Source organism: Bacillota bacterium (assembly GCA_012837335.1).
In the GTDB taxonomy this organism is placed as follows: Bacteria; Bacillota; Limnochordia; order Darwinibacteriales; family DTU012; genus DTU012.
Genome location: DURM01000062.1, coordinates 1 through 2,001 on the forward strand (window position 1 = coordinate 1; position 2,001 = coordinate 2,001).

Genomic DNA, 2,001 nt, shown 5'->3' on the forward strand with positions numbered 1-2,001 from the left:
CCCTGTGATAGAACACCTTGCCAATTAGAGTAGGATAGGATATAATTACAATGTTTGCAATAAAATGGTTTATAATATATTGGATGAGGAGATTGAGGTAAAATTGACGTGGTATACAGCTGCACTTGGATCAATTCTGCTTTGGGGAATCGCTGACGCTTACTACAAAAAGGGTACTGACCCGAATGATCGATACAGCCATCTGCGGATTGTAGTAATGGTTGGTTTGGCTATGGGGATCCAGGCTTTATTCGAGCTGAATAAGATGGGCTGGCAGTACGATCCTGTTAACATAATTAAGTATCTGCCGGTATCCGCAATGTACATTCTGTCCATGACTATCGGTTATGTCGGACTTAGATATCTTGAGGTTTCAATTAACTCACCGGTCAGCAATACCTCAGGAGCAGTAGCTGGATTACTGGCGTTTCTGGTATTAGGCAAGACGATGAATGGCTGGCAGCTGTTGGCTGTTTCCATGATTACGGCAGGTTTGGTGGCGATCGGTGTGGTTCAGCGCAATCTTGCCGAAGAAGAGCAGAAGCAGCAGGGGAAAGCCGTAGATCGGAAATACAAGATGGGCGCGCTTGCACTCGCTTTTCCGATCCTGTATGCGGTAATTGATGCTTTGGGCACATTTTTGGATGATGTTTATCTTACAAAGCTCATGAGTCCAGAAGAAGCTCTAATTTCGTATGAGCTGACATTTCTATTCTGCGCGGTGGCCGTTTTTATTTACCTTGTTGGGTTTAAGAAAAGCAGCTTTAAACTGATCAATGAAAAAGACCGGATTCTGGCTGCTGTGTTTGAAACTGCGGGGCAGTATTTCTATGTTTTTGCCCTGGATACAAATTCAGTTATCGTGGCACCGATGATTGGATGCTACAGTATCGTGTCTGTGATTTTAGGCAGAGTGTTTCTTAAGGAGCGCTTAACTAAGCCGCAGTATTTCTTTATTGGAATGGTACTGTTAGGAGTCTTTATTCTGGGATTCTTTGAATAAGGTGATATTTTTCTCAAACAGGCATTGACTGATGCCCATACTGCATATATAATAATGTCAAAAGCTTCAGGGCGGGGTGGAATTCCCCACCGGCGGTGAAGCGGCCTTAGAGCCGATAAGCCCGCGAGCGCAAGCTGAGCTGGTTAGAATCCAGTGCCGACGGTAAAGTCCGGATGGGAGAAGCGCAATACAGTGTATTTGCTGTGCTTGTTACCTCTGCCCCTGATCTTTTAGGGGCTTTTTTGATGCCCCAATATCAGTGAAAAGGAGCAGATAGTATGAAAGCCAAAGAACTGGTTCAAATGGCTGTCTTGACAGCCATATCGATTGTGCTGGTTTACTTAGTAAGGTTTCCGATTTTCGCATCAGCGCCCTTTTTAGAGTATGACATGGCTGATGTGCCGATTTTGATCGGAACATTTCTGTTCGGACCCATCAGCGGCTTACTGCTGACTGCTGCCGTGTCGATTCTGCAGGGGTTGACTGTATCAGCTCAGAGCGGCTGGATCGGGATCATTATGCATATTATTGCAACCGGCACATTTGTGGTTGTGGCAGGAGCAATTTACCGCTTTAATCACACCAGGATAGGTGCCATAATCGCTTTGGTCTGCGGCAGCATCGCCATGACTTTGATGATGATTCCGCTTAACCTGATCTTTACTGTTCACTTCATGGGAGTAGATAGGGCAGTAGTGGTTGATATGCTGATTCCTGTCATTATACCTTTTAATCTCATCAAAGCCTGTGCCAACAGCATTGTTACGTTTTTAGTATACAAACATGCAGGACGGGTATTGCGGCTTGGTGAGGACAGCAATTACAAGGTTTAAATAGGATTTCAGGGGAGCGATTGCTCCCTTTTTTGTTTCTTAGTGTAAAGTTACTGTAGGACAGGAAATCGGCTTAGAAAAAAAGAAGAAGATCTCACCGTCCCGCTCGGACGAGTACAAAGTACTCTGAGGTGAGATCTTCTATGCAATCAATATTCGATGAAA

The 2,001-nt window shown here is 44.7% G+C and carries 2 protein-coding genes and 1 riboswitch; both genes read left to right on the plus strand.

The annotated features are described in order from the left end of the window. The first annotated feature begins 64 nt into the window (after nt 1-64). Nucleotides 65-1,003 carry a DMT family transporter gene (locus GX019_08500; GenBank protein HHT37195.1) on the plus strand — a complete coding sequence of 313 codons (939 nt, stop codon included), beginning with the start codon at nt 65-67 and terminating at the stop codon, nt 1,001-1,003. 58 nt (nt 1,004-1,061) lie between these two features. Next, nucleotides 1,062-1,192, plus strand: a riboswitch (FMN riboswitch). 89 nt (nt 1,193-1,281) lie between these two features. Continuing rightward, nucleotides 1,282-1,836: an ECF transporter S component gene (locus GX019_08505; GenBank protein ID HHT37196.1), complete on the plus strand. Its 555-nt coding sequence runs from the start codon at nt 1,282-1,284 to the stop codon at nt 1,834-1,836. Nucleotides 1,837-2,001: the final 165 nt, after the last annotated feature.

Bases quoted from the DNA above. Each gene is read 5' to 3' on its own strand.
- GX019_08505 (HHT37196.1), top strand. From the start codon at position 1,282: ATGAAAGCCAAAGAACTGGTTCAAATGGCTGTCTTGACAGCCATATCG.
- GX019_08500 (HHT37195.1), top strand. From the start codon at position 65: ATGGTTTATAATATATTGGATGAGGAGATTGAGGTAAAATTGACGTGG.